The sequence below is a fragment of the Archangium violaceum Cb vi76 genome, assembly GCF_000733295.1.
Classification (GTDB): Bacteria; Myxococcota; Myxococcia; order Myxococcales; family Myxococcaceae; genus Archangium; species Archangium violaceum.
On record NZ_JPMI01000227.1, the window covers coordinates 1 to 17,037 of the forward strand.

Below are 17,037 nucleotides of genomic sequence, written 5' to 3' on the forward strand. Positions count from 1 at the left end.
TGCTCGCGCTGTGCGTGATGATCCTCATCCGCATCCCTGTCCTGAGCCCGTACCCCCCCCCCGGAGGATCCCCGCCCATGCCCCAGATGCTCGACAGCCTGCCGGTCCTCTACCGCGGCCTCCTGCCCGAATTCTTCCGCGCGGAGATTCCCAACGAGGAGAAGGCCACGTGCTCCTCGTGCGCCATGTGTCCGTCCTCCGCGCAGGGGGCCGTCGAGTCCGTGGACGGGGTGAGCCGGCTGTTCCGGCCGGACACCAAGTGCTGCACCTACTACCCCAAGCTGCCCAACTACCTGGTGGGCGCGCTCCTGTCCGACACGCGTGACGAGCTGGGCGAGGGGCGGCGGCGCGTGGGGGAGAAGATCGCCAGCCACGTGGGGGTGACGCCGCAGTGGCTCCGGCCGTCGGCGCGTTACAACCTGCTGTATCGCAACTCGCGCCAGTTCTTCGGCCGGGCGGCCTCCATGCGCTGCCCGTACTTCGAGGAGCAGCAGGGCGGCTGCACCATCTGGCCCTTCCGCGAGGCCGTGTGCTCCACGTTCTTCTGCAAGTACGTGGCGGGCGCGGACGGGCGGAAGCTGTGGATGACGTTCAAGACGTACCTGGCGCTCGCGGAGATCCAACTCTCGCGCTACGCCGTGCTCCAGTTGCTGCCCGAGTACGTCCTCGCGGGCCGGGACAAGCCGGACCTGGCGGAGACGCCGACGCTCGAGGACCTCGACGACAAGCCGCTGCCCGAGAAGGAGTACACCGCGCTGTGGCGTCAGTGGTCGGGCCGCGAGGTGGAGTTCTACCGGGCCTGCTACGACACCATCCGTGCCCTGTCTCCGGAGCAGGTGGAGAAGATCATGGGCCTGGATGGGGTCATCGAGCTGAAGGTGCTGGAGAAGAGCCTGCGGGACGCGGTCGCACCCGCGCTGCCCAAGGTGCTCAAGCTCAACCCCGAGGCCACGGTGAAGTGGCTCGCGGATGGGAGCGTCGCGCTGGGAGCCTACAGCGAGTACGACGCCGTCGCGCTGCCCGGTGTGGCCTACTCGCTCCTGGTGGAGTTCACGGGCCGCGAGCCGGTCTCGGCCGTGCGCGAGCGCCTGCGCGAGGAGAAGCACGCGGACCTGCACGAGGACATCCTGCTGGAGCTCTACCGGCACCGCATCCTGACGGAGGCCTGAGCCCACCGTGTGCCTGGCGCTGAGCGGAGACCCGCACGGAGCAGGAACATAGGACGGATGGGGGCGAGCCAGGGTAGAAGCCGCCATGGCGAGCGCGACATGGCGAGAGGACTTGAAGGCCCTGCTGGATGGGATGGACACCTGGGCCCGGCAGCGGGGTTGGCGGCTGGTGCGGGAGCCGCCGCTGACGCGCGAGGAGGTGGATGCGCTGCCTCGCCTGCTGTCCGGTTACCCGTACGAACTGCCGACGCCGTACCGCGAGGAAGCCTTCGTTGTTCCGGAGAGCTACCGCCAGTTCCTGTTGCTGCACCGTGAGGTCCGGCTGGAGCACCAGCCCGATGGGGATGAGTGGGAGACGTATCAGCCGTTCCACATCTGGACGCCCACGCTGGAGTCCCTCACGGCCTCGTGGACGCCCTCGGGCACGACGGTGGATGACCGGGAAATCACGACCACGGACCTGATCTCCTTCGCGGACGCGTACCTGGGCGTCGAGGCGGCGCGCTGGTGCTTCTACACACGCACGGAGCCGAAGGGCGGCGAGCTTCCCCTCCTGCTGGAGGACAACGACTACGAGGCGCTGGCGGGGCACTACGTGGATGACGGCGAGTGGTTGGACTCGAACGCTCCCCTGACGTTCGGGTTCGACAGCTTCGAGGCCTGGTTCACCCGGCTGTGCGCCGTGGTGCGCCGCGAAGATCTGGACCTGAACGACTATGTCGCCGTGGGCAACGCGATGCTCGAGTGAGCTCCTACGCGGCGACCTGTCTCAGCAACTCCAGGGGTCCCAGTTCCTGGAGCCGCTGGAGTTGCTCCTGGTTCTTGACGAGCAGCGAGCCGGCGAAGCCCATGGCGTTGACGTTGATGCCGTGGGACTCGGCCCGCGCGCGAGGCACCATCCGCCGGACGGATACGTGAGGCCGGGAAGGTGGGCTTGCCCCGGTTACGTGGCTCTCCCGCACTTCATGTGGTTCTGCGGCGGTGAGCAGGCGAGCCTTCCTCGTACAGTCAGTCGAATGAGCCCATAGTTCGCACAAACGGCGGGAGAGCTACAAACCGGGGCAGGCTCACTCGGCGCCCAGCGATTGGAGCAGGTCCGGACGGTCGATGCTCTGCCAGGCCTGACGTGCGGCCGAGACGTGGTGGCGGCGTATCTCGGCATCAGAGGCCAGCCGGGCGAGCCGATGATGGGCGCGCCCGATGGAGTACAGATCCTGGATTTGAGTATAGAGGGAGAGGGCCTGAATGAAGAGTTGGCGGGCCTCCTCATGCTGCGAGCGCGCCAGAGCGATGTCGCCCAGGCCTTGGATGCAGTTGGCCCGCCCGCGCACGGAGCCCACCTGAGTGTAGAGGGGGAGAGCCTCCTGGTAGCGCTGGCGGGCCTCCTCATGCTGCGAGCGCTCCAGATCGATGTCACCCAGGCGTTTGATGCAGTTGGCCCGCCCGAGCACGTCGCCCGCCTGCTCGAAGAGGGGGCGAGCCTCCTCGTAGCGTCGGCGCGCCTCTTCATGCTGCCAGCGCTCCAGCGCGATGTCGCCCAGGCCCTTGATGCAGTTGGCCCGCCCGAGCACGTTGCCCACCTGATCGAAGAGGGGGAGTGCCTCCTCGTAGCGCTGGTGGGCCTCCTCAAACTGCGAGAGCGTCAGCGCGATTTCGCCCAGGCGCCTGATGCAGTTGGCTCGCCCGAGCACGGAGCCCACCTGAGCGTAGAAGGGGAGAGCCGCCTCGTAATGCCGACGCGCCTCCTCATACTGTGAGCGATAGAGTGCGATATTACCCATGCTCTCAGTACAGCGCGCCGCACGTTCTGCGTCACCCTTCCTCCGTGCCCTTTCACAGGCTTGTTGGAGCACCCGGGGAGAGCCGTGCCCTGAGTACCACATGAAGCGAGTCAGAGAAATTGCTGCCTCAATGGCATCGACAGCCCTGCCTTCAGCAGGTTCTTCTTCCAGGAGCCCTTCGATGTTCGAAAACTCCGCGAGCAGCCGCGTGATCGCCTCATTTCCCCCGAGCTTACCCACCTTTTCACCCTGCTCTCGGGCCAGCGTGAAGTAATGGGTGCGCAGCCGCTCGAGGTCTTCCGGCTTCGGAGTCCGTGAACGCCGGACGTGCTCGCGGATGGGAGCCAGCATGTGCAGCCACTCCTGCTCGAAGAAGGCGAGCCCCACCTTGGAGAGCACCTGCGCGGCTCCAGGACCCGCTCCAGGCAGCAGCCGCTCCAGGTGCTCCTGGGCCATGCCAGCGGGCAGGCAGGCTAGCAAGGACAGCAGCCGGCGAGCCTCCTCCGTCATTCGAGGCCCTTGGATGGACACCTCAAGCGAGAAGGCCAAGCTCGACTGGGCGTCAGGGCGGCCAGGGCGCACATAGAGGGTGGTGCGCTCGTGTTGCCAGCGGCGCCAGGTGTGTTGGAGCGAGGAGCCCTCAGTGGCGTGGGCGAGCAGGCAGATGGCGAGAGGGAGCCCCTCCTGTGCCTCCAGCAGGGGCTCAAGGAGAGGGTCTTCTCGGTCGACGTTCCAAGCAATGGAGCAGAAGAGCTCGCTAGCGGCGGACTTGTCGAGCCGGGTGACTTCAATGGGACGCGCGTAGCGCGGGAGGTGGGGTCGCTCCTGGCCTCGCACCGAGCAGACGAGCGCGAGGCCCGGGAGGGCACGCAACTCGGCCAGGAGCGCCTCGGTGCCACGGCGGTCGGCCTCCCAGGGAGTCTCGGTGTTGTCGAGAACGAGCAGGGCGGGGGCCTGCTGGAGGGACTGCTTGACGGCTTCCCAGAGGTTGGCTGCCGAGTGGAGGCCGAGGGTCGCGGCCACGGCGCTGACGAGCAACTCTGGCGAGGTGGCGCCATCGAGCCGGACGAAGAAGCGGCGGGAGCCGAAGCGCTGCACCACCTCGGGGGCGTGGAGCGCCTCGATGGTGAGGGTGCTCTTGCCGATGCCCGGAGGGCCGAGCACCACGGTGGGGCGGGGCTCAGGGGCCAGGAGGGCCGAGACGAGCTGGCCGGTGAGCGCCTCACGGCCGAAGCAGTCCCCTCGCGTGGGCAGCGAGGCCGATGTGGTGACGGGAGCTGGAGTCGCCGCATGGCTCGCGCCCGTTACCCCCCGCGAGGCGTTGAAATCATCAGGGTTGAAGAGGGGCCTGCGAGTCTGGTCGAGCAGAGCGAACTCGCGCATGCGCGCGCCGGCCTTGTCCCAGAGGGCTTTGAACGAGCGTTCGAGGGCCGGCAGGGGGCCATGGCGGATGACGAGTTCGTCGAAGTGCTCAAGGTGGCCCGTCTCGGAGAAGGTGACTGCGTAGCGCTCCCCGGAGCGGCTCAGGGAGAGAGGGCCGGACTCGTAGCGCACGCCCAGGCGAATGAGGCGGGAAGCCAGGAAGCGGTTGAGGATGCAAGCCCGAGGGCTGAGGGGAGAGGGCTCCAGGCCGTTGAGGACGGCGGTGGTGTCGCCGCGCAGGTCCTGGCGCAGTCCCTCATCGAGGGCAGGTGGGACGGGGAGGTGCTCGTAGTGCTGGAAGAGCTCGTCCTCGCGCAGGAGTCCCTTGAGGAAGGGGTCCTCCAACTCCAGCAGCTTCTGCTCCAAGGCGCCCAAGTTGAGGCCGTGGAAGTAGCGCTGGAGGACGAGGTGGTGGCGGAAGTCCTTGAGGCGCAGGCGCAGCAGGTCCACCAGGCCCCCATCGCCGGTGCCCGAGACGAGGTAGTGGAAGGAGGAGCGGCCTGGGCCATGCAGGAGGCGGTCCAGGTTGTCGTCCTCCCAGTAGGAGCGGGAGGGAGCGCCCTGCAGGGGGCGCTCCAGGCCGAAGCCCACGGCCAGGAGGACGGCGTGGAAGTCTCCCTGGTGGAAGCGCTCGGTGTTCCACGAGAGGTGGCGGGGGGAGGAACTGCCAGTGAGGGGACGGATGCCTCGGGTGTGGGTGTGGACCTTGATTCCGCAGCGCTGGGCGAGGGGCTCCCACTGCGCGAGGATCTGGCGGGCTACGTCCCCTGCGAGGGCGGCCGTCCAGTCGAGGACGGGGAGGCCGGCGCGGGGCTGCTCGGAGCCGGGGAGGGGCCAGTCGTAGATGTGGGGGTGGAGCCAGCGGGTGCGGTTGTTGCGGAACATGGGGAGCAGGTCGCTCTGCTCCTCGAGGAGGGTGACGCGTGCGCCGAGGAGGGCGGCCCCGGCGGCGGCGGTGAGGCCAGCGGCGCCGCCGCCGATGATGGCAAGGGAGGAGCCCTGGGAGAGCCGGTCCTCCTGGAAGAGGGAGTAGACGAGGTTGAGGGCGCGGACCTGCTGGGAGAAGAGGGTGATGCGGCGCTCGAAGGATCCGAGGACGTAGAGGCCGGGCTCCTCGGGCACCTCCATGTGCCGGAGGATGTCCAGGGGGGTGAGCCCCTTCTCCTGCTGGAGGATGTGGCGAGTGCTGATCTTGCCGATGGCTGGAGGGCCGGGAGCCAGGGTGGGGCGGGGCTCCTGAGTCAGGAGGGCCGAGATGAGCTGGCGGGTGGGCTCTTCACGGCCGAAGGAGTCCCCTCGCGCGGGCAGCGAGGGCGGCGCGCTGGCAGGGGGCGGCGTTGCTGCATTGCTCGGGGGCATCGCCTGCAGGGCGGCGGCGAAGTCAGCGGCATGCTCAGCCACCTTGGCGGGCTCGGCTTCTCGGAGCTTTGAGAAGACGTCCTCGGCCCTCACCATCTCCAGCAGCAAGTTCTCCCTCTGGGTGCGATTCATGCCTCCTGAGAACTGCCGGTACACGTCTCCGAAGTAATCGAGGCAGAAGGCATCGAAGCTGCCGGCATCCGGCAGCACCGCTCGCAGGAGTTTGCGCACCTGAGCGCTCATGAGGCCTCCACCTCGCCGGAGCGGCGGAGAGGGTAGGGGGGCTGCCAGGTGGCCCGCTCACGGGCAACTCGGCCTCCGAGGTGCACCATTCTTCGCCGGAGCGGCGCCCGAGAGGGGACGTGGAGCGTGGGCGGGGCGAGGAGGAGGGCGGCCTCGGCCAGCCGCTCAAAGGCGCCAAGAACGGAGGGGCCCGGCTCGGTGGGCCCGGCCCTCTGCCGGAGGATGTCGAGCGAGGTGAGCATGTGGGGTGCGTCCCGTGGGGGAAGGTAGCAGACCCCCCCCTGCTGGGGAGTCTGAAAGCGGAGGGGGGGCGCCGTATGCGAGGGGCGGCTGGTTCGCCCGGCAGTCGCTTGTGGGCTTGCCCCGGTTACGTAGCTCTCCCGTCGTTTGTGAGGTGCCAAAGGACTTGTAAGAGGGCTGCACCGCTTGTTCACTGGCTCGGCGCACAGCCCTGGCGACACCCTCAACAGGGCCCCCATCCCGGCTATACGCTCTCCCCATCTGCTTGGGGCGCGCTACGTTCGCCTCCTCCCCACCTGCTTGGGGGCGCCATCAACGTCAGGAGGTGCTGCATGGCACGCTTGTTGGCTGTGCTGCTCTGCATGTTTCTTGTGGGGTGTAGGGGCGCTGCCCAGAGCGTCCGTCGCGCCACGGGTCAACGAGAGAGTTGTGTTTATGTCCCGCGCCGCTACCTTGCATCGGGGGCACTGAATGAAGCACTTCATTCAGCTCGCTCTGGCCTGGAAGTAGTGCCTGTGGCGGCAACGACGGGGGCTTCACCTGTGGCGCCGCTGGGTCCATCCTCGTCACCTCTGCTCGAGGGGATTTCTGGCGAGGGCTTGGGAAATGGCATCCCCCGAGGCGTGCTCCGGATCGTGCCAGAGGGCGCCACGGCAGCGGAAGAAGCAGGGGCTGGCGGTGCGGCCGGAGAGCTCCTCGTCACGGGAGGATCGATCGTCGCCGCGGCCGGTAGTGTTCTCCTGGTCTGCTTGACCGTCAGCGCGGCCGTGGACGGGGCGGAGACCCCGATCGACATCGCGGATGAGTTCTACGGCACGCACTTCGGCGATGTGTCTGGGTGGGTCCAAGGTCAATACCCAGTGACGAAGGCTCCCAAAACCCGAACGGGACCGACGTCCGCTCCCCTGGCGCCTCCCGGTGCATCGCCAACACCAGAACCCGACCAGGAGACCCAAAAGAATCGGGGGCGCATCTATGTGACCTACACGAAGCTCAACAAGATCACCCACCGCTACTACGCGGGGCGAACCAGCATGGTCGTCGATCTCACCAGGTCCCTCGAAGAGCAGGCGTGGTTGGCCATTATTTTGCGAGATGCGAATCACCACATCGACGAGGACGCTGAGCCAAAGGGCGCTGCGTTCGATTTCGGCCGCGTTGATGTATTCGATGTTGGGAACGCAATTGACTATAGCAAGAGATATGATGACGTCGCGTATTGGCGGATTCGCGGACGAGAGCAGCAGTTGATTGATTCTCTCGGTGGTGCCTGGTCTGACACCGGGAAGCCCTATCGGACCGAGAATGCCATCCGCAGCGTGGCGAAAGACAATCCGTGGGGCAGGCGGTTTCACGACGCTGCCTCGGATTGGTGGGGTCAACGTTACTCTTACACAGGGCATTAGAAATGGCGCGAATGCCGAGATTCTATAAGCCAGGGACGTTTTTGAGAATTCGTCTTTCGGACGACTCTTGCGGCTACGGGAGGGTGCTGACGCGAACGCATGATGCCTTCTACGACTACAAGACCGAGAGTCCTGATACAGATCTCGATCGGATTGCATCCAAGCCAATCCTCTTCAAGGTGGCTGTCCGTCATCTGGACCCCAAATCATGGGAGGTCATCGGGTGGAGAGAGCTCGAGGAACCGCTGACCCAACCGATTGTCTCATTCAGGCAGGATATATTGGACTTCCGTAACTGCACGATCTTCGACCTGGACGGTCATTCGAGGATTGCCGAGCCCCACGAGTGTATTGGGCTGGAACAAATGGCTGTTTGGGAACAGCATGCAGTCGAAGAACGCCTGCTCGACACCTTCATGGGGCGGCCCAACGCCACGGTGGAGCACCTGAAAGTACGCCTGAAATAGGCAGTCTCTCACAGTCAGGGCGGACGAGCGCATGGCGCTCGAGTGAGCTCCTACGCGGCGACCTGTCTCAGCAACTCCAGGGGTCCCAGTTCCTGGAGCCGCTGGAGTTGCTCCTGGTTCTTGACGAGCAGCGAGCCGGCGAAGCCCATGGCGTTGACGTTGATGCCGTGGGACTCGGCCCGCGCGCGAGGCACCAGCAGCATCCAGTCCCGCGTGGTGAGCAGGTTGTACGGAGGCAGCGGGTGCCCGATTCCCAGCTCCTTCATCAGCGACTGGTAGGCCGCGAGCAGCCGGGCCCCATCCCGGGCGGGTGAGGACTCCCACGGCCCGAGGCGCGTCACCGCGTGGGCGAACTCCGGCGCCCCGGGCAGCACCTTCTCCATGGGGACCCGCAGGCCTTCGGGACCAAGCGAAGGGATGAGCTGGAGGTGCTTGTGGGGTTGACTGGCCCCGGCCACCTCGCCGGAGTTGTAGAAGCCCAGCCCGTCCAGCCCGTCCATGCAGAGCGCGAGCGCCTCGAAGTCCGCGGCCGTGAGCAGGGACTCCTGCTCCTCGAAGGCTCGCGTCACGATGAGCAGGTGGTGCTCCACGACGTTGAACTTGTTGAGCAGGCACAGGTGCGTGGGGGAGAGCCCTCCCACGATGAGGTCCGGATCCGGGTTCTCGAAGGGATCGAAGGGCACCGCGCGGGGCTTCTCGCGTTTGGCCCGCTCGTCCTTGAGGTGCGCCCGGCCGAGCACCCGCACCTGGAAGGAGATTCCCCGCTCCTCGAGGGTCTGGCACTCGGTGGCGATCGGCTGCAGGGCGCCCGTGGCCAGTGCGTGCCGGGTCGTGGAGACGATCCGCGGCCACAGGTCCTCGGGCCGCAGGGACGGCTCATGGGGGAGGGGGGGCGTGCTCATCACGGAGCAGATTACCGCAGGCAATCGCCCCGCGTAGGGGTCGTAAAGGGGGGGACATGCGACAGTCCGCGTCCCTCACCGTCCTGCTGGCCCTGCTGGGTACCGCCCCGGCCGCCCTCGCCGGGGCCCCCGCTACCACCCCGGGCCCGCTCGAGAAGATCTCCATCGTCGAGTCCTCCAACCTCAAGCTGGACGACCGCTACCGCACCCTGAAGCTGCCCGAGAGCCTCGATACCCCCGAGCTCCGCCAGCTCCGCGAGCACGTCCTGAAGCAGGTGGACCTCTCGCGCCGCTCGGACCCGGAGCTCATCCTCGAAGCCCTCGAGTGGGTGAGCATCCAGTGGGACCATGACGGGATGAACGAGCCCCCGCCGGGCACGTCGTCGTTCCAGATCCTCCAGAACGTGAAGCAGGGGCAGCGCTACCGGTGCGTGGAGTACGGCACGGTGGTGTCGGACCTGCTGTTGTCGCTGGGCTACCCGTCGCGGCCGCTCGGCATCATGACGGCGGATCCCGCCTACGGGGGCTTCGGGCAGTCCCACGTGGCGTCCGAGGTCTGGTCCAACACCCTGGACAAGTGGATCTTCATCGACCCGCAGTTCAGCATGGCCGCCACCCACGAGGGGCGCTACCTGAGCTTCCTCGAGATGTTCCAGCTCAAGAAGGAGGGCCGGTTCGGGGAGATCCGCTTCACTCCCTCACCGCGCTACCTCGCGCGTCACAAGAAGACGCCTGAGGAGCTCGACAAGCAGTACCGGGAGTTCATCGGCCGCTACTTCGGGTACATGAACGTCCCGTATCTGCGGGACGGGAAGAAGGCCACGCTGATGCTGCCACTGGAGGGCAAGGGGCAGTTCGCGACCTTCCAGGGGTTCCACGCCGATGGCCTGCTCTTCACCGATGACCCGCGGGAGCTCTACTTCCCGCTCAATCACACGCAGGTGCTGTTCACGTACAACAACGCGCGCCGGCCCATCGAGCTCATCCAGGAGCACCACATCACCACGGAGCAGGAGTTCCTGAGCAAGCGGTCGCTGTTCGCCGCCCGGCCGGACTACACGCTCACGTTGCAGCACGGCATGCCCTGGTTCAGCCACTACGAGTTGCGCGTCGACGGCGGCGAATGGAAGCGGCTGCCCGGCGACACGGCGCCACTGAAGCTGCATGCGGGACTCAACACGCTCGAGGTCCGGGCGGTGAATCGAGCGGGGGCCGCCGGTCCCATCAACCGGATGAAGATCCGGTACGCGGCGGACCCCTGATGCCGCCGCTCAGCCGCGCAGCAGGCGCTCCACGAGCGCCACGTACTGCTGCATGGCCGCTTCCTTGCCCAGGCCCTTGCGGCCGGCCCAGGCGTCGTACTTGGCGCGCCCCTTGATGTCCAACATCCCTGGGCGCTTGCCCTGGACGTCGCCCTCGGTGCCCTGCTTGAAGAGCGAATACAGCTCCAACAGCGTGTCGTTGGAGGGGCGCGTCTTGAGCGTCTTCACGCGCTCCTGCGCGGAACGGAAATCATCCTCGAGTGCCATACGGTTTCTCCTCTACTTCATCAGTTCTTCGAGCCAGCGTGCGAAGGGCTCGGAGGCCACCACCGGCGCCAGCCGCCTGCGCAGGGACTCGCGGCCCAGATCCTGGAAGGTGTCGAGCAGGCCGAGCGGCTCGAGCAGCTCGCGCATCGGGCGCTTGCCGTCCCGCTCCATGAGGCGGGTGATCAGGGCCTCCAGCTCCTTTGTGGCGTCCCGCGTGGAGAGCCACTGGGTGAGGGCCTTGCGCACCACCGCCGCGCTGCCGGGGATGTCCGCACGGGACAGCTCCCGTCCGAGCTTCGCCAGGGGCTGGCTCAGCACTCCGTCCAGGAGGGCCACGCGCATCTCCGCCTGCTCCGAGGCCCGGGTGGGGTCGGTGAGCGCATCGGCGAGCTGCTGGAAGAGGCCGGACAGCGCCGAGTCGGCGAAGTCACGGGCACGCTTCTCCACCTGGCGCTCGATCTCATCGGAGAGCGCGCCAGCGATGCCGCCCAGTGCTCCGCCCGAGCTCTTGGCCTGCTCGGCGGCGAGCTTCGCGAGGCCGGAGAAGCCCTTGGCGATGCGGTTCTCCGTCACGGGGGCGCTCACCTTGCGGCTGAACTCGATGAGCACGTTGAGCAGCAGCGTGCGCACCAGCGTGCGGACGGGCGGACGGTCCAGCACGGAGAGCACCAGTGCCCGGTCCGGCGAGTAGCGGCGGGCGGCCAGCTCCGACAACATCTTGGGGAGCTCGGGAGGCACGGCCTCGCGCACGGTGCGCGGGTCCTGGGAGAGCTGGCGCTGGAGGTGGTCGAGCGCGGAGGCGAGCTCGCGGTCCGCGGTGTCGGAAGCGAGCCAGCCCTCGAGGGCGGCCCTCAGCGCGCGCGCCGCGAGGGCGGGCGGCAGGAGGGACTCGAGGGGCTGGGAGAGCTCGTGCTCCACGACGAGCGAGGCGAGGCGATCCAACGGACCGTCGGAAGAGGCGTCCTGGAGTCGGGCGAGGAGGTCCTGGGCATTCATGGCGGTGGGCAGTATGGCGCGGCTCGCCGCTTTCGCCTCCCCGAAAGCATCCCATGCCCAGCAGCACGGACCAGCACCTCGGGCCGTGCGCGGCTCCTGGCCTGCCCAAGGTGTCTTGCCAGGTCCGGCCAACCTGGCGGCTTGACAGATGCGTCCGCGTTTCCATGTACTTCCGGATCGGCGGCCCTTGGGCCGTATCGCTTCCGGAGGTCCGCCGTGTCCACCCGTCTTGCAGGCACTCGCTCCAGGGGCGCGCGCCTGGGGCCCTGCGTGAGCGCCTGGGCCCTCATCGTCCTGTTCCAGTTCGCGTGTGCCACGGGCACGCCTCACGGCAGTCTCCTCGCGGGCTACCGCTCCCCTCCGCTCGCGCCCCCGCCGGCTGCCCAGGAGCGGGTGGTGGTCACGGCGGAGCCGGGCCTGGAGTCGGCCACGGTGTACGAGGTGGACTTCCTGGAGCCCGGTGCCGTTTCCACCCGGTCAGTGCACATCTCCCCGGCCGAGTTCCAGCGAGCCTTCCATCGGCTCGCCCGGGACGTACGACTGGGGGGAAGACACCCCAACAGGCCGCCCGCGAGTTGCTCGCCACTGGGGGGCCGCCGGCCGAGGAGGGCTGGGTGGAAGCCTCGGGCGACTGGAGGCTGGAGGTATACGCGGGCCAGGGCCTCACCTGGATACCCGAGCGCCAGACGGGCCCTGTCGTCCTCACCCCCCAGGCCGAAGCCGCCCTGAGGGACTACTACCTGGCATGGTGTGCACCCGAGGGGGGAGGTGACTGCCGGGCCCTTCTGGACGACGGGCCGTACTTGAGGGCCGAGGACCGGCGCGTCCTGGCCCTGTCCATCGCCTTTGGCCACGTGCTGGAGGAGACGAAGGGAGCGCTGGGCCGCGAGTTGCTGGACACACGGGCGCTCGTCTCCATGGTCGTCTGGACGGTGGCCCTCTACTGCGCCATCGAGGAGCTGCGCGCGGCCGGTGCGCAGTTCGGCAAGGTGCTGGGCGAGGACGCGGCGAGGGCGATGATTCTGGCGGTGGCCAGCCTGAGCGGACACACGCTGGGGCAGGTGATGGCGCGGGTGAAGTCACTGCCGGGCTTCCGGCTGGCGGGGGCGCGGTTCGAGGCGCAAGGCGGGGCGGCCGTCATGGGCCGGCTGGAAGGCACGGAGGCGGCGCTCGCCTCGGAAGGGGCGCTGGCCCGGGCGGTGGTGGCGGCGGAGAGGGTGGCCACCTCGCCGCAAGGTCCCCTGGCCGTGGTGATGCTCAAGAAGGGAACGGGCCGTGGGACGGAAACAGCTCCGGGGGGTCGCTCCGCCACTACCGTCATCCGGCACCGGGGCGGCAACCGGCAGGTGGTGCTCAGCGACGGCCCGCGCTGGCACATTCCCCGAGGCAAGTCGGTGGCGGACATTCCTGTCGAGGACAGGGTGGGCGACATGCTCCAGGAAGCCGTCACCCGGGCCGCCAGGCAGTGGGGGCCCCACAGGCTCTCGCGCAACGAGCGAGAGGCCATCGACGAAGCCTTGAAGGAGGGCAGATACTGGCTGGCGCGACTGCTGGAGCGCGAGGCCCGGGGGCGCTTCGTGGAGGACGAGGTCCGTAGGCAATTCAAACACCTCTACAACTTCAGCCGGAACCAGGGAGTCGATGTGGAAGTCCTGGGGGGCTACAAGTACGAGATTCTTTCCGGCACGGACTCGAATCTGGCTCGGCATGGCCGACGCATGGCGGGTGAGTTCTTCCGGATGCTCACCTTCTGAAAGGGCGGCGGGTGCTCTACAACAAGGTCTTCTACGAGGATCGGGAGATTGAAAACGAGCGGCTGGAGCTGACGGACAAGGGCTCGCTCTACTTCCTTGGTTCCAATGTGACGTTTCGCGATTGCACCCTCGTCCTGAAGGTCTCCGGCAGAAATCTGCTCTTCGACGAAGGTACTCGGTTCATCAACTGCACCTTCGAGGTGAAGCAGGAACTGAAGAACCACCAACAGTGGGTGTTCGCATCACTGAAGGGGTGCAGGTTCAAGGGGCGGCTGTCGGGCTGCGATTTCGGACACTGGCCAGACTACTCGGAGAGGGCGCGGCAAGGGTCCATCGAGGACTGTGACTTCTCCGAGGCTCGTCTGGATGGCTGCCGCATCATGGGCTGTGAGCCTTCCTCCATCCGCTTTCCCAGATGGCCCTGCTTCACCATCCTGGACCCCATCGGGCAAGCCCGTGAGCTCAACAGTGTCGAGTGGCCGGGAGGTTACCGCCCAGTCATCGTAGAGGGGCCGTACAGGGAGCCTCCCGGCACGAAGGCCGTGACGTTATACGCCCCTGCTCTCGCCAGGCGACGTAAGACCACCGAGGAAGCATTCAGAGCGGTCATTGAGCAGTTCGACTGCATCGTCTACTGACAGAGCGGTGTGGGTTGAAGCGCTCGTGGCCGGCTCCGAGCGGTTGACGGGTGCCTGTCCTCACGCACGCCTGGAGGGGGGGAAGGGCACGGCTCGTTCAGAGCGGCCCGCCGAGGTCGGGGGGCGGTGGCTCGGCGGGGGTAGTGTCCCCGTGACCGACGCGTGAGTGCCTGCGGCCATAGCCGAAGTAGATGACGAGCCCGAGCGCCATCCACGCTCCGAGCCGCAACCACGTCGCCACGCCCAGGCCCAGCATGAGGGAGCCGCAGGTGAGGATGCCGAGCACGGGCACCACGGGGACGAAGGGAGTGCGGAAGGGCCGGGGCAACTCTGGCCGCCGGTAGCGCAACACGAGGATGCCCGCGCAGACCACCACGAAGGCGAACAGGGTGCCGATGGACACGAGCTCCCCCAGCAGGCCGATGGGGAACAGCCCCGCCACCACCATGGCCACCACGCCGGTGATGAGCGTGGAGACATAGGGCGTGCGGAAGCGCGGGTGCACCTGTCCGAAGAAGTGGGGCAGCAGGCCGTCACGCGCCATCGCGTAGAAGATGCGCGGCTGTCCCATCAGCAGGACGAGCACCACCGAGGCCAGCCCCGCGATGGCTCCCAGACTGATGATGGGCCGCAACCAGGACAGCGCCGGCCCCGCCTGGGCGATGGCCACGTACACGGGCTCGGGCACGTTGAGGGTGCTGTAGTGCGCCACGCCCGTCATCACCAGCGCCATGAGCATGTACAGCACGGTGCAGACGGCGAGCGAGCCCAGGATGCCCACCGGCAGATCCTTCTGCGGATTGCGCGTCTCCTGGGCCGCGGTGGAGACGGCATCGAAGCCGATGTAGGCGAAGAAGATGACGCCCGCTCCCGAGAGAATCCCGCTCCAGCCGAAGTGACCGAAGGTGCCCGTGTTCTCCGGGATGAAGGGCTGCCAGTTCTCGGGCCGCACGTAGAACGCTCCGAAGCCGATGACGAGCAACACCACGCCCACCTTCAGGAAGACGATGAGGTTGTTGAGCCGGGCCGACTCGTGGATGCCAATGGTGAGCAGCCCGGTGAGCACCGCCACCAGCAGCGCCGCCGGCAGGTTGACGAGCGCTCCGGTGGCGTGCGGGATGTGCGAGCCCGGCCGTATGTCGAAGGGTGCGCTCGTCAGGGCCGCCGGGAGCTGGAGGTGCAGGTAGTCGCGCAGGAAGGCGGTGAAATAGCCGGACCAGCCCACCGCCACCGTGGAGGAGGCGAAGAGGTACTCGAGCATGAGATCCCAGCCGATGATCCACGCGACGAGCTCGCCGAGGGTGGCGTAGCCGTAGGTGTAGGCGCTGCCGGCCACGGGAATCATCGCGGCGAACTCGGCGTAGCACAGCCCGGCGAAGAGGCAGCCCACCCCCGCCAGGATGAAGGACAGGAGGATGGCGGGGCCCGCGTGCTGGGCCGCCGCCGTGCCCGTCACCACGAAGATGCCCGCGCCGATGATGGCGCCAATGCCCAGCAGGACGAGCTGGAGGCCCGTGAGCGTGCGGTGCAGCTCGTGCCCATGTCCTTCCTCACCCTGCAATTGGGCGAGGCTCTTCGTCGACCAGATACCCATGGATGGCAGTCAACGCCGCTCACCCCCGTCCGAGGAAGAACAAAACGGGCCGCCCGCTCCACCGAGTGTCCGCCGGAGAGCGGATGTCCCCTCGCCGACGATCACCCGTTCACGTTGCTGGCTACGCCCGGGCCACCTGGGCTGGAGGTGGCGCCTCGCTCGGAGTGGGCTCTGGAGGCGCGGGCCCTGCCAACAGCAAATCGATTCAGAGGCTCTCTGTGAAGAGGGTTCTTGCTCCTCCCAGGCTCCTCCGCGTACTAACTTGTGAGTCGGCTGGTCACCGTCGTGTCCGGCTCATACGCTGCAGAGGCCCAAGGATGCCCACGCTCCGAGTTCGGAACTTCTATGCGCTTCGTAACCTTCGCTGGCCGCTCAGCGGAGTGTCCGTGTTGACCGGGGCCAATGGTACCGGGAAGACCACCGTACTGCTTGCGCTCAAGGTCATCCGCGCTGCGTTTGATCGTGGATTACCCGAGGCGGTTTCCCAAACGCTTGGGGGTAGTTACAACCTCCGGAATCACGACGCGGCCGAAGACGAACCAACCGAACTCGGTCTTGAGTTGGATGATTTGTCCTGGCGTGTCCAGCTCAGAGCTCGCGGTGCGACCGTTGACTACGTGACCGACGAGAGTCTCACCTTGGGCGGTGAGACGATCTTCGTGCGCGACAGCCTTGGCAATTTCGTCTATCGCGGCGAGCGCCAGGAATTTGTCCCGGCGGCTGCGGAACGGCTCGGACTGCGTTGGGTGACCGAGTTCCATCCGGAAGATTCAGACGCCGCGCGACTCTCAAATCTCATCCGTAATATCCAGGTTTATTACGATCCAGATCTACGTGGACTCCGTGAGGGCGGCTCTCGAGCGATCGAGGATCGGCATCTGCACACCCGCGGCCGGAACGTGTTTACGATGTTGCGGAAGTGGCGGGATCGGCGGGAGGACGCACGGCGCTTCGATTTTGTCGACCAGGGGCTGCGGGCAGCATTTCCTGGTGTGTATGACGGCATTGATTTCGATGCAGGGCAGACGGTGACTGCCCGCGTATACCGGCCCGGCAATGAAACACCGAATCCCATCAGCCACGAAGCAAACGGCGTCCTCTCGATGCTGATGCTCCTCGCGCAGATCGCCTCCGCGGATCGCGGTGGGATTGTTGCTATTGACGAGCCCGAGCATGCGCTGCACCCGTTCGCGATACGGCGCCTGGTTGAGCGCGCCCGCGCATGGGCCCGGCAACACGATCTGACGATCCTCTTCACCACCCATTCCCCGGTATTGCTCAATCAGTTCAATGCGGAACCGGAGCATGTTTTCGTCCTGGAGCGTGGCTACGAGGTGCTTCCGGTCCCGCTCGACGAGCTACGCGATCGCAACTGGCTCGCGAACTACACGATTGGTGAACTCTACAGTGATAGCGAGTTCGCGGCGAACGAGAACATCTGATGCGTGTTCAGCTCGTTGTGACGGGAGACATGGAGCATCTCGCTCTCGGACCGGCTCTGGAGCGGATTTTGAGCGCGGCAGGCGGAGATGTGCAG

At 66.9% G+C, this 17,037-nt stretch carries 13 protein-coding genes and 1 pseudogene; 8 read left to right on the forward strand and 6 right to left on the reverse strand.

What is annotated here, in order from left to right:
• The first annotated feature begins 77 nt into the window (after nt 1-77).
• Entirely contained in the window at nt 78-1,169 is a 1,092-nt protein-coding gene (locus Q664_RS30060; RefSeq protein ID WP_043403475.1) for a hypothetical protein, read from the forward strand.
• A gap of 85 nt (nt 1,170-1,254) precedes the next feature.
• Entirely contained in the window at nt 1,255-1,917 is a 663-nt protein-coding gene (locus tag Q664_RS30065; RefSeq protein ID WP_043403476.1) for a hypothetical protein, read from the forward strand.
• A 4-nt stretch (nt 1,918-1,921) separates the two neighbouring features.
• On the opposite strand, the gene Q664_RS55260 is transcribed toward Q664_RS30065, so the two are convergent.
• Together Q664_RS55260 and Q664_RS52855 are read right to left on the reverse strand one after the other, a co-directional pair.
• The gene (locus Q664_RS55260; RefSeq protein ID WP_084610453.1) at nt 1,922-2,068 is read right to left on the reverse strand and encodes a hypothetical protein; all 147 of its coding nucleotides are present in this window, start codon (nt 2,066-2,068) and stop codon (nt 1,922-1,924) included.
• 168 nt (nt 2,069-2,236) lie between these two features.
• Nucleotides 2,237-5,974 (reverse strand): FAD-dependent oxidoreductase, encoded by a 3,738-nt coding sequence (locus Q664_RS52855; RefSeq protein ID WP_052518850.1) that lies wholly within the window; start codon nt 5,972-5,974, stop codon nt 2,237-2,239.
• Nucleotides 5,975-6,546: 572 nt separating this feature from the next.
• Here Q664_RS52855 and Q664_RS30080 point away from each other — a divergent pair.
• Together Q664_RS30080 and Q664_RS30085 are read left to right on the forward strand one after the other, a co-directional pair.
• Nucleotides 6,547-7,620, forward strand: a complete 1,074-nt coding sequence (locus tag Q664_RS30080) for a hypothetical protein (protein ID WP_152622414.1) — start codon at nt 6,547-6,549, stop codon at nt 7,618-7,620.
• 11 nt (nt 7,621-7,631) lie between these two features.
• A complete protein-coding gene (locus Q664_RS30085) occupies nt 7,632-8,087 on the forward strand; it encodes an Imm26 family immunity protein (RefSeq protein ID WP_043403479.1) in 456 nt (151 codons plus the stop codon).
• 50 nt (nt 8,088-8,137) lie between these two features.
• On the opposite strand, the gene Q664_RS30090 is transcribed toward Q664_RS30085, so the two are convergent.
• Nucleotides 8,138-8,989, reverse strand: coding sequence for an ATP adenylyltransferase family protein (locus Q664_RS30090; protein WP_043403480.1), 852 nt, complete (start codon nt 8,987-8,989; stop codon nt 8,138-8,140).
• A 56-nt stretch (nt 8,990-9,045) separates the two neighbouring features.
• Here Q664_RS30090 and Q664_RS52860 point away from each other — a divergent pair, with 56 nt between their 5' ends.
• A complete protein-coding gene (locus Q664_RS52860) occupies nt 9,046-10,251 on the forward strand; it encodes a transglutaminase-like domain-containing protein (RefSeq protein ID WP_052518851.1) in 1,206 nt (401 codons plus the stop codon).
• 9 nt (nt 10,252-10,260) lie between these two features.
• Here Q664_RS52860 and Q664_RS30100 read toward each other — a convergent pair whose 3' ends face one another.
• Both Q664_RS30100 and Q664_RS30105 read right to left on the reverse strand, forming a co-directional pair.
• On the reverse strand, nt 10,261-10,518 hold the full coding sequence (locus Q664_RS30100; RefSeq protein WP_043403481.1) for an acyl-CoA-binding protein: 258 nt from the start codon (nt 10,516-10,518) through the stop codon (nt 10,261-10,263).
• A 12-nt stretch (nt 10,519-10,530) separates the two neighbouring features.
• Nucleotides 10,531-11,514 (reverse strand): hypothetical protein, encoded by a 984-nt coding sequence (locus Q664_RS30105; RefSeq protein WP_043403482.1) that lies wholly within the window; start codon nt 11,512-11,514, stop codon nt 10,531-10,533.
• A gap of 216 nt (nt 11,515-11,730) precedes the next feature.
• On the opposite strand from Q664_RS30105, the pseudogene Q664_RS30110 reads away from it, so the two are divergent.
• Nucleotides 11,731-13,268: pseudogene (locus Q664_RS30110) on the forward strand (AHH domain-containing protein).
• Between the two features lie 11 nt (nt 13,269-13,279).
• Entirely contained in the window at nt 13,280-13,906 is a 627-nt protein-coding gene (locus Q664_RS52865) for a pentapeptide repeat-containing protein (protein WP_052518852.1), read from the forward strand.
• Nucleotides 13,907-14,003: 97 nt separating this feature from the next.
• Here the strand turns inward: Q664_RS52865 and Q664_RS30120 are convergent, their stop codons facing one another.
• Nucleotides 14,004-15,500, reverse strand: a complete 1,497-nt coding sequence (locus Q664_RS30120; protein ID WP_052518853.1) for an amino acid permease — start codon at nt 15,498-15,500, stop codon at nt 14,004-14,006.
• Nucleotides 15,501-15,886: 386 nt separating this feature from the next.
• On the opposite strand from Q664_RS30120, the gene Q664_RS55265 reads away from it, so the two are divergent.
• Entirely contained in the window at nt 15,887-16,942 is a 1,056-nt protein-coding gene (locus Q664_RS55265; RefSeq protein WP_160174530.1) for an AAA family ATPase, read from the forward strand.
• The last annotated feature ends 95 nt before the right edge of the window (nt 16,943-17,037 follow it).